This window comes from Sphingobacterium sp. G1-14, from assembly GCF_002196555.1.
GTDB classification, from domain to species: Bacteria; Bacteroidota; Bacteroidia; order Sphingobacteriales; family Sphingobacteriaceae; genus Sphingobacterium; species Sphingobacterium siyangense.
This window is the reverse complement of record NZ_CP021381.1, coordinates 4,786,805-4,812,234: the sequence shown is the minus strand read 5'-3', so window position 1 is coordinate 4,812,234 and position 25,430 is coordinate 4,786,805. Positions and strand designations below refer to the sequence as shown.

The following is a 25,430-nucleotide window of genomic DNA, read 5'->3' as shown; positions in this document are numbered from 1 at the left end:
CTTGTCAATTCACAGCATATCATGTGACAGCATATCATGTGAAGAAGCAAGTTCATTCATTTAGCTGGATGTGCTGATGCTGACGTTGGGTTTATGCAAGACCGGAAAGTTTACTGAATTGGCAATAAAACAATATTCACTTGCTTTTTGGTGTAATTCAATGGCTTGTGCAATCATCGTTGCATCTTTTACCCGGACCGAAGGATTTAGCGTAACTTCTTTAAAACGGCCTTTTCCACTTTCTTCTTCAAGCATGATCGCTGTTGCATGGTCTACATATTCTTCTACAATAATTTTATTGACCGAGCAGAAATGCAGGTACCATAACATATGGCAGGAGGACAGGGAGGCAAGCAATAGCTCTTCGGGATTGTATTTGTTGGGGTCTCCCAGGAACGCTGGATCCGAAGAACCTTCAATCTCAGCTTTGCCGTCAATGCTAATGCGATGGCTTCTTTCGTAGTTTTTATAATGATCGGTTCCGCTGCCGCGATTTCCTGTCTACGTAATTGTGGCGATGTAATTATGCTGTTTCATTTGAAAATAATCGTTTGACGCTGTTGGTGCTAATCTGGAAGCAAGTTAAAAAATATCCCTTTATCCTAAACATAAGCACAATCTCTTCTGCGTAGAATTGACTTTCATATTATTTTTTTTGATCTATTTTTTTATTAATAATATACCGATTGGTATTTTATTTGTAGGTTTGCGCTGATTTTAATGAAATTAAATATTTATGAATAATACGGTGTATTCTATTTTTTTAAATATACCTTTTGGTATTTTATTTTTTATTATGATTGGCGTATGTATTGAAATTTTTATCGTAGCCTTTTGGATGGTAGCTATGCGGGGGGTACTTGTAAGACCTGTTCTGGTTGTGAATAATTCTGTTAACTAAAAATAGTTCGTATATGGAACAATATGATTTGGTTGTCATTGGGTCTGGCCCAGGCGGCTATGTTGCGGCGATTCGCAGTGCCCAATTGGGGTATAAAACCGCACTTGTAGAGAAATATGATACATTGGGTGGTACCTGTACCAATGTGGGCTGTATTCCCACAAAGGCAATTTTGGATAGTACGCATCACTATCATGAAGCACAGCATCATTTTGCTGCACACGGGATTCAGGTATCGGGGCTATCGGTGGACTTTGATCGGTTGTATGCGCGTAAAGATAAAGTGGTGTTGCAAAAAACGTATTTCTTTTAGAAGAGTTAAGCGTATTCCCTTCGTAGAAAAGGCGCTGCTTGTCTATTTTTTTGGATACAAACATCAATTTATCTATGTTTGTTCTATATCATCCTTTAATTTATGGACAAACAGCTATTGTTGGACAGTATTCAGAAAGAGATCGACCTCACGGAAGATGAAATCGTACGCCTATTGGCTGTTGTGAAATCCAAAAAAGTGAAGAAGAAACAATATTTGCTGTTGGAGTGCGATCTGAGCAGGTATGCTCTTTTTGTCGCTTCGGGTTGTCTACGAAGTTATTGCGTGGATGAAAACGGCTTTCAGTATATTCAACAGTTTGCTCCCGAAGGCTGGTGGATCGGCGATATGTATAGTTTGGTAACCGGAAAACCGGGCAACTTATACATTGATGCGGTATTTGAATCTGAGGTATGGATGATTTCCAAAGTAGACCTGCATCGGCTCTATCAGGAGATTCCGAAACTGAATGTCTATTTTCGGATACTTGCCGAAAATGCATTGGTTTATTATCAAAGTCGATCGATGGAGAATCTCCGTCTAGCTGCCAAAGAACGTTACGAAAAGTTCTGTACACGTTATCCTACATTGATCGACTGTCTTCCGCAGAAACAAGTTGCGGCATATATTGGCGTTACGCCCGAATTTTTAAGTAAAATGCTGCATCAATAGCGGAAATCGGACTATCGGCAAGAAATTGCCCGGTGATCTACCATTTCTCTTTTAACAGCGTTTCCAATTGACCGATTTCTTCCTGATACATGGTTTTCTTTCTCGTTCCAAAGTAAAGTATATTCTCCACGGGAGAAGTCCCTTCCCAGATTAGTTTTATTTTTCCGGATGCAAGTGCTTCGGCACAAAGAAAGTCGGGAACAATGGAAAAACCAGTATTGTTGCTCAAGCAGCGTATGATTGAGCTGATATTTGGGACGATATAATTGGGACTGAAGTCTGGATGTTCGCCAAAGTGTGTCGACCAATAGTTTTTTAAATGATCCATATCGGCAGCCGTGCTATACCACAATTGTTTTTTCAGGAGTTGAGCTGCTTCCTTAATTTTATTGTCGCTCAGTAGTGACTCGAGTGTGGATGTGTCGGTCTGACAACCTGCAATCAAGACAATGCGCTCTTTTGAGAAAGCTTCATATTGTAGATTCTGCTGGTTTCCTTTTTGAGGTGTAATAATAAGATCCAATAAACCATTATCAAGATCCTGCTGCATCTGAGGATATTCTCCAAATTTGATAATTAAATTAAAGGGGAGCTGTGCAATATGTTCTTCCAGCGTGTATTGAAAGGTCTCAAAACACATTCCGATACTGATTGTGACACGTTCGTCCAATGCACGCTTGTGAAAATGCTGTTCACCGGTTTCTAGTTTTTTAAGTGGGTCAATAACATAGTTGTACAAGATTTTCCCCTTTTCGGTCGGCACCATTCTTCGCGCAGATCGATCAAAAAGCTTGTGGCCGGTAAAGGCTTCCAGGGAATTCAGATGTAGGCTGACACCAGGTTGAGAAATAAACAATTCCTGTGCAGCTGCAGATAATGTTCCGGTTTCATAGATTGCCTTAAATGTACGAAGCCATTCTAAGTTCCATTTCATAGTTATTATTTTTATGATACAAATATACAATTTAAATTATTTGTATGATTTAAAAATATGATAGAAATTTGTGTTATCAATAAGAAAAATTATAGAAATGAAAATATTTATTATCAACGGCGGACAGAAATTCGCACACTCGGGTGGTTCTTTCAATACCACAATAACAAATTGGACTGTTGAAACATTGGCTGAAAATGGACTTGAAACAAGGGTAACCAATATCAACGATGATTTTGATCCAATGGTTGAAGTTGAAAATTTTAAATGGGCAGACATTATCGTTTACCATTTTCCTGTATGGTGGTTTCAGGTTCCGAACCGTCTGAAGCTCTATATCGATGAAGTTTTTACGGCGGGTCACAACAACGGTATCTATAAAAATGATGGTCGTTCACGTAAGAATCCGGCCATTAATTATGGTACCGGAGGTTTGATGCATGGTAAAAAATACTTGGTGACTTCGAGCTGGAATGCTCCTGAGACAGCCTTTACAATGGAAAATGAGTTTTTTGATCAGCATTCCGTTGATGCTGGTGTTTTATTCGGGTTTCACAAGATGAATCAGTTTGCAGGATTGGAACATCTGGGAAGCTTCCATTTTCATGATATGGAGAAGGGTGCGTCTCAAGAACGTGTCGACAATTACGAAAAGGAATATAAACAATATTTGGAAGAGGTCTTCCATTTGGAAACTACGTTGAACTAAAAATTTATTGATCGATAAATCGCTTTATCCATGGCGTTATTGCGATGAAAAGAGTAAATTACCAAAATAAAAATCAATAACATGAAGGTATATTTAACCGCAATTTTAAAGGCAGTTCCCGCACATCGGGAAGAAGTATTGGCATTATTGTTAGAAATGGTCGAAGCAAGTAGAAAGGAAGAAGCTTGTATACAGTACGATCTGCACCAGGTAAATAGTGATGAAAACCAGTTTATATTTTATGAAATCTGGGAAGATCAGGCGGGCTTGGATGGGCATAATCAACAACCTTATATTGTCGCATTCGGAAAAGTTGCCGCTGAAAAATTGCAGGAAGCGCCTCAAATTATATTAATGAATAAAATCGCTTAATTTACAATGTGGCCTGTAAGGACCTTATTGAAAAGATAGCAAAGAATATCATGTAGTGGATGATGTGTACAGGCGGAAGATATTAACTATAATTGAAGTATTGGTGGGTACCAAAATCATTTGTGTTGCCTTGAATAAGCTTGTTTTATTCTGATTTAGTGACGCGAATGATTTTGTTGGTACCTTGCTGAACAGCGACATCGACTTTATTTCGTTGTGTGTAGCTCTGTTGCAGGAGGTTCAATTTTTTGGCCAGTTGACCATCCTGATTGTCCAGCCAGAAGGTCGCAGCCATAATACCAATTTGAACTCTATAACTGGAATCAGTTTCCGGAACAAGCTGCTCGATAACCTGATGTTGATACCAAGTCAGATTTTTGTTTTCTTTTTGGGAAACACAGGCGTGTAGGAAAATTGCCAGAAGGGCTAGATAGCCCATTTTTAAAAGTTGACCGCGTCTTAGGTTCATCAATAGTTTTTTTGTGTTACACCAAATCTACTATTTTTTATCCAACGAATGAATTACTGCTGTAAATTTTTACGCTCCTGTTTAGACAGAAACCCTTCATTTACTTATTAGACTTCTCGTGTATGCACATTCAAGTAAATCTAAAAATGTATGAAGTTTGCTGTTCATTTCGCGGTAATCAAAAGTCTTAATTTCTTCAGGTGATTGCACAAATTGGAGCGATTGGCTTTGAAGAAAGAGATCTTCTTCTGCATCTATCAAGAGCCGGACGACTTCAGGAGTGAGTTCCATATGGCATTGAAATCCGTAGACGAGATTTGTATAGCGAACAATTTGTCGAGGGCAGCCGACGCTGCTTGCTAAGATTTTACTTTCAGGGGTAAGTCCAGGCATATCGTTGTGCCAATGTCCGACCGGTAATGGGCTGCCAAAATGTGCTATTTTGCTGTCATTTATTCCTTCCTCTGTGAGCGTGATGGGGAAAACTCCAATTTCTTTTTGCGGACTATGTCTGTACGTTGCCGACAGCGCTTCGCCAATCAATTGTGCGCCCAGACATATACCAACAACCGCCTTGCCGGCATCAATACATTGGCGGATAAAAGCGATTTCGACCTTAGCGTCAAAATAAGGGTATTCGGACGGGGATGAATCTGGGCTTTGAGGTCCGCCCATAATGATCAATACATCGATGGAATCTATTTCTTTTGGAAGGGGATCCTGTTGATAAACATGGGAGAAAGTAACTGAATGTTGCTGTTTTTCTGCCCAGGTTAAATAGGCCCCGGGTGCTTCAAAAACTTCGTGTTGTATAAAATGTATCCGCATCGTTTTTTTTGTTAGTTGTGTTCGTTCCAGTAATAACTATCTGGTGTAGGACGTTGTCCAAAAATTGCCGTGCCTACTCTGACAATCGTAGCGCCTTCCGCTATCGCTATCGCTAAATCTCCGCTCATGCCCATCGACAATTCTTGCATCGATACACCGGGAATAGCTAGGGCTATAATCTGTTGTTGAATTTGTTTGAGCAATTTAAAACAGGCACGTACCTGTTCGGCCTCGGCACTCAATATACCGATAGTCATCAGTCCTTTAATCTTTAGTGTGCTTAATGTTGCTATTTGCTGAACCAGGCCGATCACTTCCCCTGGCGCAGCGCCGTACTTGCTCTCTTCGAAGGAAGTATTTACCTGGATGAGTACTTCCATGGTTTTATCTTCTTTTAAAAGTCGCTGATGCAATTTTTCGGCGAGATCTATACGATCGATCGAATGGATGCAGGATACGTTGCATTTGAGCAGATCCTTGATCTTATTGGTTTGAAGATGACCAATAAAATGATTGACATGGGGAACAGCGTTTAAATACTCAAATTTGTCTTTCAGTTCCTGCACTTTATTTTCAGCAATTAGGGTTTGACCAGCTTGCAGCGCGATTTCTATACGTTCGGCAGGTACGGTTTTAGTGGCTAGCAATAATTTTACCTCGCGGGGATCGCGACGGCTTGTTTTGCAGGCTTCGTCTATACGTTGTTGTATGACCTGTATATTTTCTGCTATAAACTCATGCATGGTGCGGTTGTACTGTTTTTTTCATCATGATATCTATTTGTTTATCGTCACCCAGTTGAAAAATATGCTGGTCGAATGCGACAAAACCATTTTTCTGATAGAAATTGATTGCCCGCAAGTTTTTTTCCCAAACACCAAGCCAGATAAATGAAGCTGCTTTTATTTGAGCTAAGGCTAATGCTTTTTCAAACAATAACTGTCCCACTTTTCTATCCTGAAATTCCTGTAATACATAGATGCGCTCGATTTCTAATGCCTGCGGGCACTGTTGTTCGGTCTGGGCCTGGCCGGTATTTACTTTTAGGTAGCCAATAACATCATTTTTCAAGACAGCGAAGTAAAATTCAGATTCGTTATCGCAGAGCTCGGACAATAATTTTTCCTTTGAAAACCCTTCGGCTAGATAGGTCTTCATATTCTCTTCGGTATTCGTGTCTGAAAAGGTCTGAATAAATGTTGCTTTTCCTATTTGCTGCAGCAGGTCAATATCTGTTAGTTTTACCTGTGTGATTTCTATGTCAGTGTGTGTGTTCATTTTTTTTCGTTACTTATTGATCCATTTTTCATTGCTGCGGCAATATTTCTTTCGAGCTCATTGTCGCTATTTTTTAGAAAATCACGGATACGCTGTTTTTCTGTTTCACTTTTATTTTGACTTAATTTTTTTTGGCCCTGTAAATCTGTAACGACAAGTTCGAAGGCGACGATACCCTGCATCATACCACTTTTAAAACGATCGGAAAGGCTTTCCCATTGTGTTAAATACGCTTCGTCGTAACTCAGGATCATCTGTTCTAGGGCTTTACTTTTTGCTTTTTCGTCTGTAAGGATGGATGCAAGGCCATAGGCATGTACAGCGATGTAATCCCAGGTTGGCACACTTTCTTCCTTGTCATAATGTTGTGGTGAGATATAAGCATGTGGTTCGGAGAAAATAACCAATGACGGCGTATTTTCGATATAATTGGCTTGTTCGTTTGCACGAGCGAAGTGTGATGTTAAAAGCAGCTGATCTTTATCTGTACGGACGTGAAAGGGGAGCTGTGTGGCTATTGGAATCCCCTCTTTAATCGATACAATGGTCGCAAAACTATATTGTTGCATAAATTCAACCTTTTCTGCGTAATCTTCGAACTGGAAATGTTTGGGTACATACATGCAAATAGCTATTTCTTGATTTTATCCAAAATTACAGCCAATAGATGCAACTGAGCTAGTCCAATTTGAATAATGTAGCTGGTCCAGTGTTCATTTATTGCGCGGGCTGACTGGTGTTCACGCAATCCAGGGATGTCGTTTGGCCTGACAGAGTCGAAGCCGAAGAGCTAATTTATGTTTTACATCTTTAGTTAACAAGCTCACAACAGTGGATGAATTCAACAGGATATGCATACCGGGTCAAAACGCATCACATATTCTTTGCAGTAATCAGCTAAAAATTGTGCTTTCAGATCAGTTATTGTACGAGCTGTTGGGCATTTTTGGATTATATTGTTGTACATGGTCAACTTTAGCAAATATGTGTGGGCCATTCATTTCAATTCCTGCGGCTAGAAAGTCATCTAAGATCGATTGAAAAATTTCAGACTTTGCCAGTTCAATTTCACCAGATTTAGCGATGTATACATTCAGTTCATAGAGGACATAGAAGTCGTCTAATTTTTTTTGTAAGACGAATGGCGCTGGGTTAAGGTTGACTCTTTTTATTCGGGGTGGGATGTTCAGGAGCAATTCGTGTATACGTTGCCAAGGTTCTTCATAACCGACTGTCAATTCCACCTGAAAGCAGATTCCATCTTCTGAGAAGGTTGAATAATTGACGGTATTTCCGGAAAGTACCGACGAATTGGGGATGGTAATTTCTTCATTTTTTATCGTTCGAAGCCTTGTTACCAGGGGTGATTTTTCGATAACAACGCCTGTTTTATCGGCGATGGTGATACGGTCTCCAATACGGAACGGACGCATATAGGTGATCACAAGTCCCGCTATGATATTGGAAATTGCAGAAGATGATCCTAAAGAAAATAGGACACCTATAAATACGGATATTCCTTTAAAGATATCTGAATTTGCACCGGGTAAATACGGGAATATGAGCACCAGTGTGAAGGCTTGGAGCAGAAAGCGAACAATCGTAAAGGTAGGCATGGCAAAATCGCGATGAAAGCCATTAACCTCTAATTTGCCTTTGTCAATTTCGGTAAAAATATACTTTATGAATCGAACGGCATAACGCATAACAACGAGTATGACAAATACGGTAATCAGATTTGGAATATAGTTCCAAATTGCCAAAACTGCAGTCTTCAGGGGTTTTGTGAAGAGTCCAATGAGATTGGATGCCCAGCTCTGTGTAAATGGAAAAACACTGAAGACAATCGGCAGCATGATAAAGGCAATGAGGACGATCAAGCCCCAACGTAAAATATTTATTGCATTAATAAACATCCGTGTTTTTTGTACCGAAGTGACAAGGACATAATTTTTGATCTTAATGTCTTTGATCCGTTGTGTTCTTTCCGTTAATATACGTTGCGTACCATATTTTTTCAACTTGTTTATTAATAGAATCAATATCGAAAAAACGACGAGAATGAGAAATACAAGCCCAATACGGGTAAGAAGTTTTGTAATGCTGTTATCTGCACGTTCCGTTGTGATTGAATCCTGAATTCTTTTTAGGTAGTTTGCCGCAATCTCTTCTTTACTTTTTCCTTCAAGAAGAGCATCGAGTTCTGTGACGGAAGTTATGACGAGATCTTTGTAAACGATGTCGGCACTAATTTCGCTGTTTTCGATTTTAAACGAATCTACTTTCACAAAATCGTCTTCATATAGATTATGGATTCTGCTGACCACATTGTAAGCTCGGTCTTTGGCTAATGATGATCCAAGTTTATTATAGATATAGAAGAGGGTATCCTGAAATGGCGCGACTGCATATCTTTTGGTGTTTTTTTTGATGGAGTCTACTTTAACTTTCAGCTGCTGCTTCCGAAGGTTATTTTCTTCGTCAAACTCATTCAGCTGCTGTTTTAAATTTTCCTTTTTGGGGCTATTTTGACTTTTAAGATCGGCAATTTCATGCTGAAGCTTTACCCGTTCAAGAGAATCATTAATTTGCTGTTGTCTAATTCCGTTCAGTAAGGAACTCAGATCCAATTCTTTTTTATTGACCGAATCTGTTTCTTGTGCATAAAGCTGTGTGCTCGTTGAAAAAAGACAAGATATGGTCATTAAGAAATAAACGTAAATACTTCTCATCGTGTTGTTGGTAAAATTGAATGCCGATGTTTATTAGGTCATTTTGCACATAACGATCGGACGGGTTCTCAAAGATAATAATTATCTTGATTAGATGGCAGCATGTCAAATATGATATAAATTGAAGGTAAAATGATACGATGCGACAGCTGAATTTAAATTATTCCAACTTTCTTTGTTAAAACGATTGGGCATAAGTTCAATGCGGAAAACTATGTAGCTAATTTATCCAAAAAATATGATTAAACCTTTTCAAAAATCTATTCATGCAATGAACAAACTCGGGAAGATGGGTCTCTGCTTTGTTTTGGCCTGTGCTTCTACTGTTTTAGATGGACAAGCCCAAGAACGCAAAGCTCCGGCTTATCCATTGATTACGCACAACCCCAATTTTAGTATATGGTCCATGACTGATCAGCTTCATGCGTCGACAACGAAACACTGGACAGACGCTGATCATTCGCTGTTGGGCTTAATTGATGTTGATGGTAATATTTATCGTTTTCTTGGCAAAGAAGAGCCTAGTTATGCTGTTATTCTACCGACTTCGGAAGATAAATCGTATACGGTACAATATACTGAATCAAAACCTCAAGGCGGCTGGGAGTCTTCCGCTTATAAGACGAATGCATGGAAATCGGGACTTGCACCCATCGGTGATGATGCGCAACAGGTAAAGACGCTTTGGAAATCGGACGATATCTGGGTGAGACGTGAGTTTTCCGTAGCGGATCCGAAGGGCATCAATGAGCTGTTTCTAAAACTCAATCATGATGATAATATAGAAGTATTTTTGAATGGGAAGAAGGTTTACGAAAAGATAGGTTGGACTAACAGCTTTCACTATTTACCGATTGACAAGGCGAATTTGAAGGCCGGGCAAAATCATATTGCCATCCATTTGAAGAATAGTGCTGGCGGTCGTTACCTGGATTTTGGTTTGGTTGACAGGCTCAAAGAGCGTGGACCACGAATTCAAGAAGCCGTGCAAAAAGATGTGGAAATAACAGCGACGCGTACGGTCTATAATTTTCAGGCCGGTAAGGTGGATCTGAAATTAAGCTTTACGTCGCCTTTGCTTATGGATGATCTGAATTTATTGGCTCGACCGGTAAGCTATATCACGTATAACGTAAAAGCAAACGATGGCAAGCAGCATGCTGTTAAAGTTTTTCTAAGTGCATCCACAAATATTGCGGTGTATAAGCCTTCACAGGAAGTAACCGCCGAAAAATATGAAACGGCAAAATTGTCGGTACTAAAAGCGGGAACGGTCGAACAGCCTATTTTGCAGAAAGGTGCCGATGATATGCGGATAGACTGGGGGTATTTTTATGTTGCTTCACCAAAGCAGGATAAAACGCAACAGTTTATTAGTCCGAGGGGCGGAGCCGTCGACGCCTTTAGAAAGGGAACAGCGACCGCTGCAAAAACTGTTAAGGGTACCTCACTTGCGCTGAACACGGTCATTCCGTTTGGCAATGTGGGGGCGAAAGCGGAGGAACGTTTTGTTGAGGTGGGCTACGATGAAATTTATGCGATTCAGTATTTCAAAAATAATCTGCGACCATGGTGGAACAATTCTGGCAAAGAAACGATGGAAAATCAGCTTACTTTGGCAGCAGATGAGTATCGTAATGTGCTCGATAAGTGCGTCGCATTCGACAAAGCGGTTTATGCGGATGCGCTAAAATCGGGTGGAAAAGAATATGCACATCTTAGTGTGCTAGCTTATCGCCAAAGTATAGCCGCACATACCTTGGTGAAAAGTCCACAAAATGAATTGCTATGGCTTTCCAAAGAAAATAACAGTGGTGGTTTTATCAATACGGTGGATGTTACTTATCCTTCTGCACCATTGTATTTGATCTATAATCCGGAGTTGTTGAAAGGGATGTTAACTGGAATATTTTATTTTAGCGAGAGCGGTAAATATCCGTATCCTTGGGCGGCTCACGATTTGGGTACGTATCCATTGGCCAATGGTCAAACCTATGGCGAACCTATGCCTGTGGAGGAATCGGGCAATATGATTATTTTAACTGCGGCTATCGCGAAAGTGCAAGGGAATGGGGACTATGCCAGGAAGCATTGGAAAACATTGACAACTTGGGTAGATTATCTCGTTAAAGATGGCTTTGACCCTAAAACGCAGCTCTGTACAGACGATTTTGCTGGTCATCTTGCACGAAATGCCAATTTATCTGTTAAAGCTATTGTGGGTATTGCCTGTTATGCGCAGCTAGCGGAGGCCATTGGTGAAACTGCAATCGCAAAAAAATACCGTGCAATTGCCGAGGAAATGGTCCCGAAATGGATGGAAATGGCAGATGCGGGCGACCATTACGCGCTGACATTTGATGATAAAAATACCTGGAGTCAAAAATATAATTTGATCTGGGACAAAGTGTTGGGATTGAATCTGTTTCCTCAAAAAGTGTATGATACGGAAATTAAGTATTACCTGACCAAGCAAAATAGATTTGGTATACCATTGGATAGTCGTAAGGCCTACACCAAAAATGACTGGATTCTTTGGACAGCATCATTTGCTCCATCAAAAGAAGCATTTGAAGCTTTGGTGAAACCAGTCTATAATCATGCGATTCAAACGGAATCCCGTGTCCCATTAAATGATTTTTATGATTCGACTACGGGGATCCGTGAAAACTTTAAGGCGCGTAGTGTTGTTGGAGGTTTTTACATGAAACTTTTAGCGGATATAATGAAACAAAAATAAATAATGTCAATGAGCAGGGGGAGAACCTGCAATTAAATTTAGTTTGTGTTTAGTTAATAAGACGGCGGGCAATTATAGGATTGCTCGCCGTTTGTTTATTGGGTTATGCGTTTCAATATCTCGTATTTTACGGTATCGAAATTTGGCTCAACATGATTCTTTTTTCTGATTTCTGTTGAAAATGCGTATTGTCATGCAAGTTCTGTATTGTTTTCCCGAAATTTTCACTACGGTAGAACCTAGGAAGGATGTTAAATATCCCTTTGTTTGCCATTAATATGCCACTGGTATATGAAGGATGACCGTGGTGCCTGCAGTTGGGTTTTTGGTGATCTGTACACTTGCTTTCTTACCCAACAGCTGCATGCGTTCACGACTGATCGTCCCCGAGAGTGAACGATGGGATATTTCAGGAATGTCTGGATTGACTTTGCCGCTATCTTGAATGCTCACTCTTAGGATATCTGCTGACAGTTCAAATTGGATGTCGATACGGCTATTGCCTGTTTCGAGATCTATACCATGTAGAATTGCATTTTCAACATAGGGTTGTATCAGCATTGGCGGTAGCATGACCGCACTTAAATCTTGATCTTCAGGTTGTGTGATGTGGTAATGAAAAGCATCTTCAAAACGCATTTGCTGTAAGATCAAATAGTTTTCTAAGGTTTCAAGTTCCTCATTTAATGGAACGAGGTTTTCACGGCTTAATTCGAGATTACTACGTAATAGTCGGCTGAAACGGTTCAAATATTTGATGGCATTTTCCTTCTTATCCAGGCGCATGAAGCTCTGTACAGCGGAAAGGGTATTGAAAATAAAGTGCGGTTCCATCTGTGTGCGCAACAACTGCTGCTGCAATAAGACCTTTTCTTTCTCTTGTATGGAACGGCGCTGGCGAAAACTGTAGTATAGGAAGAAAAGTACGATGATCAGTAAAATTACTGCTAACGAGGAAATGATCAGTCCTAAACGATTTTGTTGTAGTTGAAGTTTATTGATCTTGATATTTTCGTTCAGTATACGAATAGACTGATCTTTCGCCTGGAGTTGATAAAGGGCATTCATTTCTGCGATCGCTTGTGTATTCTCCGATTGGTAAATACCTCTTTGTAATTGCACAAGGTGATTCAATACGTCTATGGCTGCTTTATCTTTTCCTTGCAAGCGATAGACGGCTGCGAGACTATTCTGAAATGTAATTTCGTTGTTGGGAAAGATTAATTTGGGAAACTGCGCTTTAAGTTTGCCTGCTTTTTGGATGAATTTTTCTCCCAATACCGGTTTATTTAATGAAACATAGATTGCGGCTACATTACTGTAGTCTACGAATAAATTGTTCATCAATATAGAGGATGCTGTCTGTTGGTGCAAACGTTCATCTATTGCTATTTTTAGTAATTCATAATGTAAAATGGAATCCGGTTTCTTAGCGGTTTCATAGTATTGGATCTTCGAATCGTATAGAAAACTAATGTTGTATTTGTCTGGATTTTTAGCGTGTAATTCTTCGAGTTGATGAAGGAAGGGGGCAATATGTTCTGCTGGCCGTTGTAAGGTGTTCAGCGTCTGTATCATTTGTACCAATACGCGTTGTCGGTTAATATGTCCTTCAGGCAGTGAATCAATTAGGGGGAGTACCGAACGATTCATTTTTTCTGCAAGGTTATACTGGAAAGAGCTCAAGTTGTTTTGGGCAGCGGACAATAATATCGCTGATTTTGCTTCGGTTGACAGTCCTGCAGCGGTGTCCGATAAAACAATCGTAGCGGCTTTGTTATAATAATAGCCCGCTTCGCGTTGTTTTGCTTCTATGCTACGGATGTTTCCTATTCCATTGTAAATAAGTGCTTTGTATTTTGCGTTTCCAGTGGTGGGTTCAATGAGTTCGAGCGCCTGTTGAACAAAAAAAAGAGCCGAATCTTGACCGCTCATAGCATAGAGTCGTGCCAGGTAATATTTTACACGGGCAGCGAGTACCGTGTCTTTTTTTACGATGGAATTCTGGTCTAACGTTAACCAGGCCTGTTTGATGGAATCCCCATTTGCTGCAGTTAATTTTTGGTCTTCGAGCGTTTTAATCTGTGCAGCAATAGCATCATGGTCGGGCGATAATCCGTCTTTCTTTTGAGCGCAAGCGATAAAAAACAAAGGCAGTAGTAGCCAAGTGAAAATGCGGTTCAGTGCGCTCATTTTTCTGGGAAAAGCTGATTTAAGATCGAGTTTTTTCTGCGTGATGAAATTGGAATTTCCTCTTTGTTTTTTAAGACAATATACTCGGAACGATTGACACCAGAAATATGCGACCTGTTGACAAGATACGATTGATGGGTGCGTAAGAAATAAGGCTGTGGCAATAATTCTTCATAATATTTGAGCGGTTTAGAGATTAACTCTTTAGTACCATCATTTAAAAAGAAAAAAGTATAGGGACCGTCTCCTTTGCAGTATATGATGTTGTGAACAGGGACGATACGTACATGGTGTATGGAAGACAAGGCAATGCTTTCGGGAAGTTCACTGGCATGTAAAGCTTCCTGTGCCATTGATAAACGTTGCATCCATTGGGGATTATTTTCGCTTTTACGCCGGTAACGTTCTAAGGCTTCGTTTAGTTCGGTTTGATCGACCGGTTTCAAGAGATAATCCAAAGCACCGTATTTGATGGCTTTGATTGCAAAATGATTGTAGGCCGTAATGAAAATAATATTCTGAGGAATAACGGTTAGCTTTTTTAGGATGTCAAATGCTGTACCATCACGGAGCTGAATATCCATGAGTATAACGTCTGGTTGTTTCTCTTCAATCAATTTTACAGCATTTGTCACCGTATCACTCCAGCCAACAAGTTCAACGTCAGTTTCCTGTTGGACCAAATAGCTGATTTCTTTGCGTACGGCGGGTTCATCCTCGATAATGGCTACTCTAATCATTTATCAATACTTTATAGCGTATAAAAATAATAATTGTAAGTAAGGAAATTGAATCCATTTACAATTCGTTGCAATAATTTACAATCTGGATTTAAGGTTCGAGCAGCGGTGAATTGGATTTGATCATTTAAAATTCCAAATAGCGATTGAAATTTTTATATTTAGTATTGTATAGACCACTCGTAATATGGAAGCTCAAAAGTCATTAAAATCGGTTTTTGCTGGTAGCATTGGTTTGATTACCTTGTTTGCAGTCGTTGGGCAATTTGTATTAAGTGCTCTCGTCTCTAAGCTTGGCCGCATGGACTATATTGTCCAGTTTTTTAGTTATTTTACGATTCTAGGTAATGTAATGGTACTGCTATGCTGTTTTTTTACTGTTTTCTGGTCAAAAAGTCGAATAGGCCTATTTTTTACTAAACCCGAAACAATTACTGCCGTAACAATATACATTCTTATTGTCGGAATTATCTATAATACCCTACTCCGCTTTCTGTCGCATCCACAGGGTTTATCAATGGTAGTTGACGAATTATTGCATGTGGTCACTCCTTTGAGTTTTTTCCTTTTTTGGTGGCGTTTTTTGGACAAGGGAACAATCCGTTGGAGTCATATTTTTTATTGGTTGATCTTCCCATTAGTCTATCTTTTTTATACGTTGTGGCATGGTTCATTTTCTGGGTTCTATCCGTATCCTTTTGTCAATGTTTCCGAATTGGGAATGGACAGGGTTCTTTTGAACAGCTTTGGAGTGACCTTGGTTTTCGTCGCAATTGGTGCATTATTGATCGTATTGGGAAAATGGCAAAACAAACGGCATTCTCAACGGATTAAAAAATAAGAAAACTCAAAGCTTGTCGATGTTGTTATATTACTAGAACAGCGTTCTATTTTTTACTTTAATTGAATTGAAAATGGTTATACGATTTTTTGTCTGTGTCTCTTTGGTATTATGTGCGATATGTTGTTTTGGTCAAGTTGATGTTGATAAAATGCGAGCCGAGTACGCTACTGCTGTTCAAAATAAGAAACTCTGTGAAGCGAATCTGAAATTATTGGAGGGAGCTGCCAATTCCGCAACGGAGAAGGGATACCTGGCTGCTTATGAAATATTATGGGCGAAACATATGGGCAATCCGTTTACAAAACTAGGTCAATTCAAGAAAGGGAAAAAGCTTTTGGAGGAAATGATCATGAAATATCCCGATAATATCGATTTACGTTTTATTCGTTGGAGCGTGCAGACACATGCACCCTCTTTTTTAAGCTATAGTAAAGATCGATTGCGGGACAAGGAATATTTGGTGCACAACTTACATAAATTGCCCAATCCTAAGGGGCGAGAAGTGATCTATACGTATTTAAAAGAAGCAAATAGTTATCTCAAAGGTGATCATGTGTTTTCACAGGCCGAATTGAATGAGCTCTCTAAATAACAAGCGATCCATATAACGAGCTATCCATATAAGGTATGACCATTCCGCTGCCTATTCATTGATGCTGCATAAAAATCTTCGCATAGGTCAAGTTTTTTTTGGATGAAAATTTTCAACTTTGCATGATCAATAGCAATTAAACTTTAAAATGATGAAACAGATATTTATTAATCTCGTCGTAGCAGATGTGAATAAGTCAATGGATTTTTATACACAATTGGGCTTTACGAATAATCCTCAGTTTTCCGACGAACAAGGCAAATGTATGGTTTGGAGTGAGCATATTTTTGTGATGCTTTTATCTCCGGATAAATTTAAAACATTTACAGAAAAACCGCTTGCAGATACAAAAAAACAGATTGCAGCACTATTTTCACTTTCTGTTCCTGGTTTGGATCGTGTGAACGAAATTGTTGATAATGGATTGAAAGCCGGAGGCATTGAACCAACGCCAATGAAAGACTACGGTTTTATGCAACAGCGAAGTATTGAAGATTTTGACGGTCATACCTGGGAGATATTTTATATGGATATGAGCAAATTTCCAACGGCATAGAAATCATATCGGAATAATCGGTTATCGTAAAGTCCCTTGCAGTAATGTAAGGGACTTTTTCTTTTGTTGTAAAGGTAGCGAAGTAGCTGAATGCCGACCATTGCTGATGCCGATTTTTTTATCGGTGCTGCGAATATTAAACCATCGGATGCGAATTATAGTTGTGCCTTGCGAAAAGCTCGGCTAGGGCTTACATTTGACAACATATCCGTTTGCTGTTTAGATAAACGAATGGCCAAAAAATCATAAAACTTGACACATGTTTAAAAATAAAAAGCTCAGCAAAAACCCACTTCATTATGTTTATGCGGTGATATGGTTGGTGTTATTTGGTTCCATCGCTTACTACGTTTATTCGGGAGCGGCATTTAAACCCGAGAATGGTAAAATTCACCTCGTAGCTATACTTATTGCGTGGGTGGTGGAGTATCTGGGGCTTACAATTACAAGTCTACTCTTCTTATTGTATGGGATCTATCGGGCCATGACAACCGTTTTAGCGGATGTGAAGGATAATTTGTAAAAGAGCGTTTTTGGCTTACTAGTCAAAAACGCTCCTGTATAAGCTATGAAATAGCGGTATCCAATAGGTCATAGAGACTTTTGATCAAGGCCCGTATTTGGCTGCCATGCCGATCGGAAAATGAAAACTCATCTGCAAATCGGTTTGCTCCTCTCAAAAACTCCCGAAGCTGTTGTACATCCGCTGTAGTTGATGTGCCTGAAAATTTATTCTCATAAAGAAGAACATAGTCTAAAAACGGTTGAGCTGACTGGTTGAGTGAAACTTCCTGTTTCAATAGCGTCAGAAGTTGCAGATAATGCGCTTTTATGTATTCAATAGTTACCATGGTAAAGGAATTTCTTGTACTAGTTGTTTAAAGGCATCGTCTCTGACAGCTGCAGGGATAAATAGCTGAATTGCTTTGCCTGGCAGATGGGGGTTGATTACGCCTGCGGCAATGGGTTGTCTTGCGGTGGTCCCCTGCCATACTTTTAGTGTTTTGGCTTGTGGCACTTCATAGCGGTAGAATTTACTGAAGTTGTTCCATGCCGGTTGAACGGCAGTACCGCCGATTACGTCGCCAACGGATTTTGGAATCTCTTTGGTCCAGTAGCCGCCAGCAGGATTTCCGCCAGTGACACGATATATTTTGGTGCCTGCGGGTAGTTCTGTCGCTGTAGCGTCCACAAAGTTGGCTGCTTCAACAGCAGGTAAATCTAAATCGGGGTTATTCCATGGGCTGTTTTTTCCATTGGCTAAGCCATTCGGTACATAATCAGATTTTTCTATTCCAGGGATATTGTTCCAGTCTTCAATATATACTCTTTGATGATAAATACTTTGTGCTGTTTCTAGGTTATTCAGCAGAGCAGCCTTATCCTTGGACTTAGAAAATGTCTCTTTGAGTTTGGTTTGGTCCAAACCTTTTGCTATCCAATTGTTTAATTTGGCTTTGGTGCCTGTTCCTAAAGATTTTTCGAGGTCGTCCATCCAACTGGTCGAATTTTCAATATCATCGATTGGATCCTTATCCGAGGAACAATTAACGACAAGTTGACTTGTGAAGATTAACAGAATCAACAGTACTGTTTGAGTAAATCTGGTCATGATTGGTTTACGTTGTTAGTATATAATTAAATGTAATTAATAAGATAGTTAACGTGTTTTTTAAATAATGGTTTTGATTTAAGTGATTATTTGTTAAATAATTATTATTATAGAAATACTTTTTGTGTAATAATATGTATTTCGTTTGTGAAATTAGATAATTGTTAAAATTTATGCAAGTTAATTTTGAGAATTTACTTAATTTAAAGGAAAAAATAATTTTATGGACTATAGCGGCTTTCTAGTCTCAAAATAGATCATTCTAGCTTAATCTTCGGCGAATTTTGCTTGGGTATGAATCAAGTACCCATTCTATCCGATAGATTTGGATAGAATGAGGGATTCCAGCACTTTATAGGTTTGACGGGCTCTTGGCGCGATCAAAACGGGTTTTTAGATGCTGCCTTCTTGAACGGCGTAAACGTGATTTTTTTACAGGATAATGTCTCTTTTTCGTGATATTGTTAAAGATTAGAGCCACCAGGAATAAAATTATGCAACCTGATAGTACTGGACTTAATACGTACCAATATCCCATTGAAGAGATCTTTGTTCCGCTGCTGACTGCAATGAGTGCAGTTGCTCCACCAGGAGGATGCAGCGTGCGAGTATGCTGCATACAAACAATGGACAGGGCAACCGCAAAGGGAGCTGTCAGCCAGATAATATCGGGAAGGAGCTGTGCAACGGTAACCCCGGCGATTGCAGAAACAACGTGGCCGCCGATTAAATTGCGTGGCTGTGCAAGTGGACTTTGTATGGCCCCATAAACCAAAACCGAGGAAGCTCCGAAAGAACCTATCAAAAAGATATTTTCCAGCGAAGGTAAATGAAGTGATTGGATATAGGCGATAATAAATATCCCAACAAATGCACCAATAAATGACCAAAAATGTTCCCAAGGATCGACTAATGTCTCTCTATAGATCACATATCTATAGATCCGTAATTGTCTGTGAAGATGCTGTTTCATTTTATTTGCAAATATATGTAGACCAAGGGCTTTAAACTTTGCGCATTCTATCTTGATTTTTGAAGAATTTATAACATTCGATTTCTTATGCTGGATGTCACGATACTTTGGCAGCAAAGTCCATCGAGATGATGTCTAAGGAATGCTCCATTTTTATAGACTCATGGTAGTTACAAAGCTTTTGGCTCTTGTTCAGATCGAAAAATTTACCGGGCAAAAGTACACTAAAATAATAAGATCTATCTCCTGTAATTTAAAATCTCCCTTTTGATACCGCTAGTTTTGACGTATACTCTTTTCTGGTCCAATAGAATTGGTTGATAGTTCTCTGTCCGATCTTTCAGTATCATTTTGTGCAAATAGTTAAGTGGATGTTAGTTTGATGAAATTGGTTTCATTGTGGAGCGCAACGTGTATTTGTTGGTTTTCGATACGACCAGTGCAACTTACAATTTTGTAAGTTGTTCCAGTCTCCGGAAAAACACATTAGTTTTGTTCAAAAATTATACCCTATGGAATTGAAAGATAATATTGTAGGTTTTCATCACCTGTCGATTAAGGCTCAGGATTTTGATAAGACGATTGGATTTTATGGAAATCTTGGTTTTATTGTCGTGCATGAATGGTCGTTACCCGAGTTCAATTTAGAACGCTGCGCCATGCTTTTTAATGCCTCTATTGGCTATTATTTGGAAATTTGTGATAAGAATGCTGCTATTCCAACGCAGGGAAGAAGGCGTATAGAAGGGGAGGAGTATGTCGAGAATGCGCTACTTCATCTGTGTTTTACGGTAGAAGATGCCGAAGACGCCCGAATACAGGCTATCGCCCATGGTGCACAGGACTTGAGTGCCGGTGTTTTCGAACTCAGGCTCAGTCAAGGTAAAAAAGATGTTTTCGTACGCAACAGCCTCGTTTATAGTCCAAATGGAGAAGTGATTGAATTTTTGGAGCGTGTTGATTTTAGTTAAGGATGGTCGTTGTTAAACCCGGAAAGCGCTGCCAATAGGGGTTTTAGCTTATGACTCTTGTCGGTCAGTGAATAGACAGATGCTGTTTTACTTCGGTCTTTTTGAATGAGTCCATCCAGCTGTAATTCTTTCAATTGTTTCGCAAGTGTACGATCGCTTACTTGGGGCAGAAGAATTTTGAATTCCGAATAGTTTGTGTCCTGCTCGAGGAGTTTGAATAGAATCGAAAGTTTCCATCGACCACTGAATAATGCCAACGTTTTTGAGGCGTTACAGAACTGTTGTAATGTTTTTTCATTGATTGCATTCGTCGAATTTTCTTTGCGGTCTGTCATAAATACTAATATCGAAAAAAATGTGAAGAGTGAAAGGGATATTTCCCTAGCAATTTGTGTCCTTGCGTCATCGATTTATTTTTAATAATTCTTTTATTTAGAATTATTAAAAATAGCATATCTTTGGGCCATTATTCATTGCGCTCCTACAAAGAGACAATATCATCTACAAATTCTTTTGTCTAAATGAAAACATATATTTTATCAATGCGTTCAATTTTACGCACTGTCTTTATCATTAGCCTTTTACATCTTTCACACAATCTGCTGTCGCAGGAGAGCAAGGGCAGCGTTCGCGGGCGCTTAACAATGGTGGATGGTGAACCTATGGCTTCCAAGGCTATTTCATTGCTAGAACTTCAGCGAACGACCCTTACAGATGAGGATGGAAAATACGTATTCAAAGGGTTAGATACAGGTAATTATACCATTCGTGTACAATTATTAGGGGCAAAGGAAATCAAGATTCCGGTTCACATCGGTGCTCCTCTTATTCATGTGGAAGCGAATTATCAGATGTCGGACGAGAATGTACTTGCTTTGCAGGAAGTTGTTGTGCACGGTAAAAACAACAGGTTTGTTCAAAAAGAAAGTGTGTACGTGGCACGCTTACCCTTAAAAAATTTGGAGAACCCGCAGGTGTATAATGCAGTTCCCAAAGCTCTTTTTCAGGAGCAAATCGCTGTGGACCTCGGTAGCATTTCTAAAAATGTTCCCGGTGCTGGCATACCAATGATTGCTAACCAAGGCCGGGTAACGTTTCGTTCGAGAGGATTTGAAACTGAGCCAAATGCGCGTAATGGTGTCGCTGGAGCTGCTTTTTCTTTTATCGATCCAGTCAATCTGGAGCGCATTGAAGCCATAAAAGGACCATCAGCTACCTTGTTTGGAAAAAGTGTATCGAGCAGCTACGGTGGCGTTTATAACCGTGTTACCAAAAAGCCTTATAACGATTTTGGGGGCGAAGTTGGTTATGTAGGTGGAAGCTGGAATTATAACCGTGTCGCTTTGGATCTCAATACGCCGATAAATGCGGACCGGACAGCTCTTTTCAGAATCAATGCCGCTGGAACGATCGAAAAAAGTTTTCAGGACCTGGGATTTACCAATAGCTTTGCCTTGGCACCAAGTTTCTCGTACCAGATTACAGACCGGCTTTCATTACTCTTGGATCTTGAGTACGGACAGGCCAAAGGTACATCTGTGGTACGTTTCAACCCATACACTGGAAGCAACAAAGTGCAGTCCATCAGTGATATGAAATTCCCTTACAAGAAGACTTTTCTAAGCAATGATTTAGCCTATCAAACGCAGATGTTCAATATTTTTGCGCAGATGAACTATAAAATTTCAGAAGAATGGACTTCACAGACTATCATTTCTAGGGCAAATTCAACTATCAATGGGTATATCTCAGCGCTGAATGGTAAATCTGATTCGACGTTGAATGCACAGGTTATGGTGGGAACCACGTCCTTTATCGCGACGGATCTGCAACAGAATTTTATCGGTGATTTTCATATCGGAAAATTCCGCAACCGGATGGTTATAGGCTTGGACTACTATAATAATTCCAATTATTTTGATCGCTACCATACCAACACCCGGACAATCAATTTTATAAATCCACCGGCAGATTATCGTATCAATCATTTTATTGTTGATTCTTTAACCGCAAAATCCGCTTATCGTAAGGAGAAAAATAGTGACGATACTTATGCGGCCTATGTTTCTGATGTATTTAATTTGACCGATCAATTGATGGTTATGGCGAGTTTGCGTGTGGACCGCTTTCAATATCATGGGGTCTACAATATTACGACAGGGGAAACTACGGGCGGAATAGGTGCTGGGGGGATCCAAAAAGGACCATTTGGGCAAACAGCATTGTCACCCAAATTTGGTGTGGTATATGAAGCGCTCAAAGATAAGCTATCGGTATTTGGAAACTATATGAATGGTTTTAATAACATCAGTGGTGTGGATATCAATAGCAATCCTTTCAAACCCGAATATGCCAATCAGATGGAGTTTGGTGTAAAAGGGGATCTATTCAACCACCGCTTGGCTGGAACTGTAAGTTATTACGATATTCGCGTGGATAATGTTTTACGCACGAATCCAGATGATAGTAATTATTCCATCCAGGACGGTACACAGTTAAGTAAAGGTGTTGAAGTGGAATTGACCGCGAATCCTTTTAACGGAATGAATATTGTAGCTGGATATGCTTATAATGAGAGTAAATATAGTAATTCCGATCCATCGGTAAATGGTTTGAGACCTGCACTTTCGGGGCCACAGCGTATGTTGAATTTTTGGTTGAGTTATCGTATACCAGCTGGAAAATATCAAGGACTGGGCGCCGGATTTGGAGGAAATATGGGAAGTTCCTCTTATCAGACAAATACACAGACAGCGAAGGTTATTATTCCTTCCTATCAGCTATTTGACGCAACTGTTTATTATGATCAACCTAAATTTAGGGTCGGAATAAAAGTAGATAATTTGACAAGTGAGAAAGCTTGGTCGGTAAGGCTTACGCCACAGAGCCCAGCGCGTGTTTTGGCTAACTTTACACTAAAATTTTAGTGGAAGACAACAACGATAAAATAGATAAAAAAAAGAGAAGGCTTAGCCTTCTCTTTTTTTTATCTATTTACAGATTGAGACAATAATTGCATCGATGTCTGATTCTCATAAAGGGAATGCCCTGATCCTCGCCGGGGCTATTTTCATACCAATCTAGCCGGATCATATACATACCTTTTTGAGTTGCCCGAAAAACTATATTTGCAGCGGTGTCAACTGGAATATTTTTCTCCCAATTCTCCGGGTTAAAGATTCGGATAGTAGACTCTTTCGTCGGGCGTTTACCATAGATGTAAGGTAATATCTGATAAGAATCTTTTTGTGGTATGAGTTGGATATATGGACCTTCCGCTATGATAGGTAAGGTACCCGGCGTGCTGGAGCGTCCATATTCACCGTAAAGATATTCAATGGAACGGATGTTTTTACTGGAATCCTTTGCATTTCTAACGATGACGGGTAACTTGGTATTGATTCCAATAACCTGATAAAATGTGTTTGCTTTGGCGGAAAATGTCCCCTCCCAGCAATCCGCTTTTTTTACCAATAACAATGGTGATTCTTGGCCTGAGGTTGCTCGTGTTTTGAAGTCAAACAATTTTATGGACTCGAATTCGGTGCCACTTGTACGATGTCTTACACTAAGGTCATCAATATAACCGTAACACACGCGGACAGTTACCAATGAACTGTTTTTAGCAGGTGGTATCACCTCTATCCAGAAGGCACTGGCTTGGCTTTCTGCTCGACTTATCAGAAAGATGAGAAAAATAAGGATAATACGCATGGTAGGCTATGCTATGGTTTGAAGTTGAATTGATTTCTTCTTTTGGCTTTTTGACGGTTTCTTCTTCTTTCTTTTGTTCAGCCATATCCATATCCCTGTGATGGGGAGAGACGCTGCTAGGGTAACGGCTAAGAATGCAATAATTTTAGAGGGTAGTCCAAATATCGATCCCATATGGATGGGTTTCATCATGCGTTGAACCTGCTGTGCCAATGGTAACTTTTCTAAGGGGTTATTTTTAAGCAGTTGTCCGGATTTGCTGTCAAAGAACGCTTGGTTGATCTGTAATATTGAATTTGAAAAATTTTCCTTGGTTAGGGCAAAAGCTAAATCCTTCTTTTCAGGAAACGTGACAATTATATTTCCCGAGGTAGGGTATAGGTTGTTTAGCTGCTGATAGATCGTATCCAGCACGAGGTAATCTGAAAAAGCCAGTTTGTTGGTGTTGCTGATCTTCTCTTTTGTTGATTTTTGGGTTGAACCCAATACTTTATAGAATTGTTTATTGTACCAATCGAAACTCCAGGTCAATCCTGTTAAGGTAAAAATAATTAAAAACAAAGATGCGTAGAAACCGCCCACTGCGTGAAAATCCCAGACCTTTCTTTTGAGAGAGGCTGCCATTTTCATCGTTACACGTTGTCTGAGCATGGATTTATTTTTGGGCCACCAAAGGTAAATACCACTTAGGGCAAGAAAGAGAGCCGCTAGAGCTGAGATTCCCGTTAGGGTACTTCCGATTTTTTCGACGAGGAGAAAACGATGGATATCTAAAGTCTTTTGAAAAAAACGGTCACTCTGCCGACCTTTGGATAATAGTTCTCCAGTATAAGGATTCATATATGCATACCAGTATCCGGTCTTTTTTTGTCCATACTGTATGCGGACACTGCGGGAAGGATCTGCTGGAATTTCGATGCGAAACAACTTTTTGTCCGGAAATATGACTTCGGCTTTTTGGGAAATATGTGCAAGAGAAAGACGATTGGTTTGTACGGTTACCTTCTGTTCTTTCGGCCATAAAAGTGGGGTAAGCTCTTTTTCAAAACTCAATAACATTCCTGTAACGCAAACAGCAAAAAAGATTACACCAAATAATAAGCCGAAATAAAGATGGAGTTTTCCAAGTATATTTTTTAGAATATTTTGTTTAGCTCTTTTATTTGTCATAGATGCGCTGCCAATAGGATGAACAGCGCAAAAATACAGTATTATCAGTAATTATTCTAAATAAACGTAAAAAGTTTGATCATGTTGTTAATCGTCCCAATCTTCATTATAAGCGTA

The 25,430-nt window shown here is 39.6% G+C and carries 26 protein-coding genes and 1 pseudogene; 11 read left to right on the top strand and 16 right to left on the bottom strand.

Features of this window, described 5'->3' with window-relative positions:
• Window positions 1-60: 60 nt before the first annotated feature.
• Window positions 61-393 carry an OsmC family protein gene (locus CBM24_RS27820; RefSeq protein ID WP_262508006.1) on the bottom strand — a complete coding sequence of 111 codons (333 nt, stop codon included), beginning with the start codon at window positions 391-393 and terminating at the stop codon, window positions 61-63.
• A 521-nt stretch (window positions 394-914) separates the two neighbouring features.
• On the opposite strand from CBM24_RS27820, the pseudogene CBM24_RS20815 reads away from it, so the two are divergent.
• Together CBM24_RS20815 and CBM24_RS20810 are read left to right on the top strand one after the other, a co-directional pair.
• Window positions 915-1,202: pseudogene (locus CBM24_RS20815) on the top strand (FAD-dependent oxidoreductase); the annotation flags it as partial.
• A gap of 114 nt (window positions 1,203-1,316) precedes the next feature.
• On the top strand, window positions 1,317-1,886 hold the full coding sequence (locus tag CBM24_RS20810; RefSeq protein ID WP_088162572.1) for a Crp/Fnr family transcriptional regulator: 570 nt from the start codon (window positions 1,317-1,319) through the stop codon (window positions 1,884-1,886).
• 37 nt (window positions 1,887-1,923) lie between these two features.
• Here CBM24_RS20810 and CBM24_RS20805 read toward each other — a convergent pair whose 3' ends face one another.
• Window positions 1,924-2,820, bottom strand: coding sequence for a LysR family transcriptional regulator (locus CBM24_RS20805; protein WP_075993836.1), 897 nt, complete (start codon window positions 2,818-2,820; stop codon window positions 1,924-1,926).
• A gap of 97 nt (window positions 2,821-2,917) precedes the next feature.
• Here CBM24_RS20805 and CBM24_RS20800 point away from each other — a divergent pair, with 97 nt between their 5' ends.
• Window positions 2,918-3,529, top strand: a complete 612-nt coding sequence (locus CBM24_RS20800) for an NAD(P)H-dependent oxidoreductase (RefSeq protein WP_088162571.1) — start codon at window positions 2,918-2,920, stop codon at window positions 3,527-3,529.
• A gap of 81 nt (window positions 3,530-3,610) precedes the next feature.
• Window positions 3,611-3,901, top strand: coding sequence for a putative quinol monooxygenase (locus tag CBM24_RS20795; RefSeq protein WP_088162570.1), 291 nt, complete (start codon window positions 3,611-3,613; stop codon window positions 3,899-3,901).
• A 145-nt stretch (window positions 3,902-4,046) separates the two neighbouring features.
• On the opposite strand, the gene CBM24_RS20790 is transcribed toward CBM24_RS20795, so the two are convergent.
• The 6 genes from CBM24_RS20790 to CBM24_RS20765 all read right to left on the bottom strand — a co-directional run bounded on the left by CBM24_RS20790 (window position 4,047) and on the right by CBM24_RS20765 (window position 9,208).
• The gene (locus CBM24_RS20790; RefSeq protein ID WP_088162569.1) at window positions 4,047-4,370 is read right to left on the bottom strand and encodes a hypothetical protein; all 324 of its coding nucleotides are present in this window, start codon (window positions 4,368-4,370) and stop codon (window positions 4,047-4,049) included.
• Between the two features lie 96 nt (window positions 4,371-4,466).
• Entirely contained in the window at window positions 4,467-5,198 is a 732-nt protein-coding gene (locus CBM24_RS20785) for a type 1 glutamine amidotransferase (protein WP_088162568.1), read from the bottom strand.
• A gap of 11 nt (window positions 5,199-5,209) precedes the next feature.
• A complete protein-coding gene (locus CBM24_RS20780) occupies window positions 5,210-5,941 on the bottom strand; it encodes a YggS family pyridoxal phosphate-dependent enzyme (RefSeq protein ID WP_088162567.1) in 732 nt (243 codons plus the stop codon).
• Window positions 5,934-6,476 carry a GNAT family N-acetyltransferase gene (locus tag CBM24_RS20775; protein WP_075993830.1) on the bottom strand — a complete coding sequence of 181 codons (543 nt, stop codon included), beginning with the start codon at window positions 6,474-6,476 and terminating at the stop codon, window positions 5,934-5,936. Before CBM24_RS20775 ends, CBM24_RS20780 begins: the two co-directional genes overlap by 8 nt.
• Window positions 6,473-7,099, bottom strand: coding sequence for an FMN-binding negative transcriptional regulator (locus CBM24_RS20770; protein ID WP_088162566.1), 627 nt, complete (start codon window positions 7,097-7,099; stop codon window positions 6,473-6,475). Before CBM24_RS20770 ends, CBM24_RS20775 begins: the two co-directional genes overlap by 4 nt.
• 294 nt (window positions 7,100-7,393) lie before the next feature.
• Window positions 7,394-9,208, bottom strand: a complete 1,815-nt coding sequence (locus CBM24_RS20765; RefSeq protein ID WP_088162565.1) for a mechanosensitive ion channel family protein — start codon at window positions 9,206-9,208, stop codon at window positions 7,394-7,396.
• Between the two features lie 271 nt (window positions 9,209-9,479).
• Between CBM24_RS20765 and CBM24_RS20760 the strand changes: the two genes are divergently transcribed.
• The gene (locus CBM24_RS20760; protein ID WP_088163723.1) at window positions 9,480-11,948 is read left to right on the top strand and encodes a glutaminase family protein; all 2,469 of its coding nucleotides are present in this window, start codon (window positions 9,480-9,482) and stop codon (window positions 11,946-11,948) included.
• A gap of 273 nt (window positions 11,949-12,221) precedes the next feature.
• On the opposite strand, the gene CBM24_RS20755 is transcribed toward CBM24_RS20760, so the two are convergent.
• Together CBM24_RS20755 and CBM24_RS20750 are read right to left on the bottom strand one after the other, a co-directional pair.
• Complete coding sequence (locus CBM24_RS20755; RefSeq protein WP_088162564.1) at window positions 12,222-14,141, bottom strand: sensor histidine kinase; 1,920 nt, start codon at window positions 14,139-14,141, stop codon at window positions 12,222-12,224.
• Window positions 14,138-14,881, bottom strand: coding sequence for a LytR/AlgR family response regulator transcription factor (locus CBM24_RS20750; protein WP_088162563.1), 744 nt, complete (start codon window positions 14,879-14,881; stop codon window positions 14,138-14,140). The genes CBM24_RS20755 and CBM24_RS20750 overlap by 4 nt, the downstream gene beginning before the upstream one ends.
• Before the next feature lie 187 nt (window positions 14,882-15,068).
• On the opposite strand from CBM24_RS20750, the gene CBM24_RS20745 reads away from it, so the two are divergent.
• From CBM24_RS20745 to CBM24_RS20730, 4 genes are all read left to right on the top strand, one after another.
• The gene (locus tag CBM24_RS20745; RefSeq protein WP_088162562.1) at window positions 15,069-15,722 is read left to right on the top strand and encodes a Pr6Pr family membrane protein; all 654 of its coding nucleotides are present in this window, start codon (window positions 15,069-15,071) and stop codon (window positions 15,720-15,722) included.
• A gap of 73 nt (window positions 15,723-15,795) precedes the next feature.
• Window positions 15,796-16,317, top strand: a complete 522-nt coding sequence (locus CBM24_RS20740) for a hypothetical protein (RefSeq protein WP_153845241.1) — start codon at window positions 15,796-15,798, stop codon at window positions 16,315-16,317.
• A gap of 148 nt (window positions 16,318-16,465) precedes the next feature.
• On the top strand, window positions 16,466-16,873 hold the full coding sequence (locus CBM24_RS20735) for a VOC family protein (RefSeq protein WP_088162560.1): 408 nt from the start codon (window positions 16,466-16,468) through the stop codon (window positions 16,871-16,873).
• 259 nt (window positions 16,874-17,132) lie between these two features.
• Window positions 17,133-17,396 carry a hypothetical protein gene (locus tag CBM24_RS20730; protein ID WP_088162559.1) on the top strand — a complete coding sequence of 88 codons (264 nt, stop codon included), beginning with the start codon at window positions 17,133-17,135 and terminating at the stop codon, window positions 17,394-17,396.
• A 43-nt stretch (window positions 17,397-17,439) separates the two neighbouring features.
• Here CBM24_RS20730 and CBM24_RS20725 read toward each other — a convergent pair whose 3' ends face one another.
• The 3 genes from CBM24_RS20725 to CBM24_RS20715 all read right to left on the bottom strand — a co-directional run bounded on the left by CBM24_RS20725 (window position 17,440) and on the right by CBM24_RS20715 (window position 19,458).
• Window positions 17,440-17,724, bottom strand: coding sequence for a hypothetical protein (locus CBM24_RS20725; protein WP_088162558.1), 285 nt, complete (start codon window positions 17,722-17,724; stop codon window positions 17,440-17,442).
• A complete protein-coding gene (locus CBM24_RS20720) occupies window positions 17,718-18,485 on the bottom strand; it encodes a hypothetical protein (protein WP_088162557.1) in 768 nt (255 codons plus the stop codon). The genes CBM24_RS20725 and CBM24_RS20720 overlap by 7 nt, the downstream gene beginning before the upstream one ends.
• Before the next feature lie 352 nt (window positions 18,486-18,837).
• On the bottom strand, window positions 18,838-19,458 hold the full coding sequence (locus CBM24_RS20715) for an HPP family protein (protein ID WP_088162556.1): 621 nt from the start codon (window positions 19,456-19,458) through the stop codon (window positions 18,838-18,840).
• A gap of 512 nt (window positions 19,459-19,970) precedes the next feature.
• Here CBM24_RS20715 and CBM24_RS20710 point away from each other — a divergent pair.
• Window positions 19,971-20,429, top strand: a complete 459-nt coding sequence (locus CBM24_RS20710) for a VOC family protein (protein ID WP_088162555.1) — start codon at window positions 19,971-19,973, stop codon at window positions 20,427-20,429.
• Here CBM24_RS20710 and CBM24_RS20705 read toward each other — a convergent pair.
• The gene (locus CBM24_RS20705) at window positions 20,426-20,764 is read right to left on the bottom strand and encodes a winged helix-turn-helix transcriptional regulator (RefSeq protein ID WP_088162554.1); all 339 of its coding nucleotides are present in this window, start codon (window positions 20,762-20,764) and stop codon (window positions 20,426-20,428) included. The two genes, CBM24_RS20710 and CBM24_RS20705, sit on opposite strands and share 4 nt — an antisense overlap.
• Window positions 20,765-20,971: 207 nt before the next feature.
• Between CBM24_RS20705 and CBM24_RS20700 the strand changes: the two genes are divergently transcribed.
• Window positions 20,972-23,356 carry a TonB-dependent receptor gene (locus tag CBM24_RS20700; RefSeq protein ID WP_227550123.1) on the top strand — a complete coding sequence of 795 codons (2,385 nt, stop codon included), beginning with the start codon at window positions 20,972-20,974 and terminating at the stop codon, window positions 23,354-23,356.
• Window positions 23,357-23,423: 67 nt separating this feature from the next.
• On the opposite strand, the gene CBM24_RS20695 is transcribed toward CBM24_RS20700, so the two are convergent.
• Window positions 23,424-24,143 carry a hypothetical protein gene (locus CBM24_RS20695; RefSeq protein WP_088162552.1) on the bottom strand — a complete coding sequence of 240 codons (720 nt, stop codon included), beginning with the start codon at window positions 24,141-24,143 and terminating at the stop codon, window positions 23,424-23,426.
• Window positions 24,144-24,149: 6 nt separating this feature from the next.
• A complete protein-coding gene (locus CBM24_RS20690; RefSeq protein ID WP_088162551.1) occupies window positions 24,150-25,313 on the bottom strand; it encodes a PepSY-associated TM helix domain-containing protein in 1,164 nt (387 codons plus the stop codon).
• Window positions 25,314-25,430: the final 117 nt, after the last annotated feature.

What these genes read in the sequence shown, in the direction of transcription:
- CBM24_RS20780 (WP_088162567.1), bottom strand. Translation starts at nt 5,941, where the DNA reads ATGCATGAGTTTATAGCAGAAAATATACAGGTCATACAACAACGTATA.
- CBM24_RS20750 (WP_088162563.1), bottom strand. Translation starts at nt 14,881, where the DNA reads ATGATTAGAGTAGCCATTATCGAGGATGAACCCGCCGTACGCAAAGAA.
- CBM24_RS20810 (WP_088162572.1), top strand. Translation starts at nt 1,317, where the DNA reads ATGGACAAACAGCTATTGTTGGACAGTATTCAGAAAGAGATCGACCTC.
- CBM24_RS20695 (WP_088162552.1), bottom strand. Translation starts at nt 24,143, where the DNA reads ATGCGTATTATCCTTATTTTTCTCATCTTTCTGATAAGTCGAGCAGAA.
- CBM24_RS20800 (WP_088162571.1), top strand. Translation starts at nt 2,918, where the DNA reads ATGAAAATATTTATTATCAACGGCGGACAGAAATTCGCACACTCGGGT.
- CBM24_RS20735 (WP_088162560.1), top strand. Translation starts at nt 16,466, where the DNA reads ATGATGAAACAGATATTTATTAATCTCGTCGTAGCAGATGTGAATAAG.
- CBM24_RS20700 (WP_227550123.1), top strand. Translation starts at nt 20,972, where the DNA reads ATGCGTTCAATTTTACGCACTGTCTTTATCATTAGCCTTTTACATCTT.
- CBM24_RS20730 (WP_088162559.1), top strand. Translation starts at nt 17,133, where the DNA reads ATGTTTAAAAATAAAAAGCTCAGCAAAAACCCACTTCATTATGTTTAT.
- CBM24_RS20765 (WP_088162565.1), bottom strand. Translation starts at nt 9,208, where the DNA reads ATGAGAAGTATTTACGTTTATTTCTTAATGACCATATCTTGTCTTTTT.
- CBM24_RS20720 (WP_088162557.1), bottom strand. Translation starts at nt 18,485, where the DNA reads ATGACCAGATTTACTCAAACAGTACTGTTGATTCTGTTAATCTTCACA.
- CBM24_RS20790 (WP_088162569.1), bottom strand. Translation starts at nt 4,370, where the DNA reads ATGAACCTAAGACGCGGTCAACTTTTAAAAATGGGCTATCTAGCCCTT.
- CBM24_RS20755 (WP_088162564.1), bottom strand. Translation starts at nt 14,141, where the DNA reads ATGAGCGCACTGAACCGCATTTTCACTTGGCTACTACTGCCTTTGTTT.
- CBM24_RS20775 (WP_075993830.1), bottom strand. Translation starts at nt 6,476, where the DNA reads ATGAACACACACACTGACATAGAAATCACACAGGTAAAACTAACAGAT.
- CBM24_RS20725 (WP_088162558.1), bottom strand. Translation starts at nt 17,724, where the DNA reads ATGGTAACTATTGAATACATAAAAGCGCATTATCTGCAACTTCTGACG.
- CBM24_RS20770 (WP_088162566.1), bottom strand. Translation starts at nt 7,099, where the DNA reads ATGTATGTACCCAAACATTTCCAGTTCGAAGATTACGCAGAAAAGGTT.
- CBM24_RS20715 (WP_088162556.1), bottom strand. Translation starts at nt 19,458, where the DNA reads ATGAAACAGCATCTTCACAGACAATTACGGATCTATAGATATGTGATC.
- CBM24_RS20705 (WP_088162554.1), bottom strand. Translation starts at nt 20,764, where the DNA reads ATGACAGACCGCAAAGAAAATTCGACGAATGCAATCAATGAAAAAACA.
- CBM24_RS20710 (WP_088162555.1), top strand. Translation starts at nt 19,971, where the DNA reads ATGGAATTGAAAGATAATATTGTAGGTTTTCATCACCTGTCGATTAAG.
- CBM24_RS20805 (WP_075993836.1), bottom strand. Translation starts at nt 2,820, where the DNA reads ATGAAATGGAACTTAGAATGGCTTCGTACATTTAAGGCAATCTATGAA.
- CBM24_RS20760 (WP_088163723.1), top strand. Translation starts at nt 9,480, where the DNA reads ATGAACAAACTCGGGAAGATGGGTCTCTGCTTTGTTTTGGCCTGTGCT.
- CBM24_RS20795 (WP_088162570.1), top strand. Translation starts at nt 3,611, where the DNA reads ATGAAGGTATATTTAACCGCAATTTTAAAGGCAGTTCCCGCACATCGG.
- CBM24_RS20690 (WP_088162551.1), bottom strand. Translation starts at nt 25,313, where the DNA reads ATGACAAATAAAAGAGCTAAACAAAATATTCTAAAAAATATACTTGGA.
- CBM24_RS20745 (WP_088162562.1), top strand. Translation starts at nt 15,069, where the DNA reads ATGGAAGCTCAAAAGTCATTAAAATCGGTTTTTGCTGGTAGCATTGGT.
- CBM24_RS20740 (WP_153845241.1), top strand. Translation starts at nt 15,796, where the DNA reads ATGGTTATACGATTTTTTGTCTGTGTCTCTTTGGTATTATGTGCGATA.
- CBM24_RS20785 (WP_088162568.1), bottom strand. Translation starts at nt 5,198, where the DNA reads ATGCGGATACATTTTATACAACACGAAGTTTTTGAAGCACCCGGGGCC.